General features: G+C 38.9%; 1 protein-coding gene. It reads right to left on the reverse strand.

What is annotated here, in order from left to right:
• The coding region (locus C7B89_RS22855; protein WP_115674673.1) for a major tail protein at window positions 1–545 on the reverse strand (545 nt) is incomplete at its 3' end.
• Window positions 546–573 lie beyond the last annotated feature (28 nt).

The following is a 573-nucleotide window of genomic DNA, read 5'->3' on the forward strand; positions in this document are numbered from 1 at the left end:
AATACTTTAGTGTACCAAGCATCATAAATAGCCGCACTTGTTTCACCCGTAGTTGAACGTTTAACAATGCCATTTACTGTAGGCGCAGCTACAAATGATAATTCTTGTGTTCCTGGCTCAGTCGTTTCTGTTTTCGTCTCTCCAGACATACCTGGACGTGATACAGTGACATTATATAAAGCATGTCGAGTAGCTTTTACATCTCCATCGAACTCAAATAATAGTGCAATTTTCTTAGGCTTTGCATCTGCATTTTCTGTTAATACTCCATCAGTACTTAATTCATCCCCTAGAACATCAACACGGAATTGTTGAAGCAGCGCTGCAACTGTTAGCGTACCTTCATACCCCGAGTTTGTACTAGATGTGTAATAAACTCGGTCATCAGCATAAAAGTCTGATTGTTCACCTTTTGGGTCTAAATTTAACGCTGTTGCACCTGGGAATGGGACTGGTGTAGTATAAGTTACTGTTCCATCTGTACCCTCTGTAGCAACTGCATAATGTACGTTTTTAATACCAAATTGTACTTTGTTTTCTGCCATCTAAAATGACCTCCTAATTAATTAAAGT

Origin of the sequence: Lysinibacillus capsici (genome assembly GCF_003367505.1) — a bacterium.
In the GTDB taxonomy this organism is placed as follows: Bacteria; Bacillota; Bacilli; order Bacillales_A; family Planococcaceae; genus Lysinibacillus; species Lysinibacillus capsici.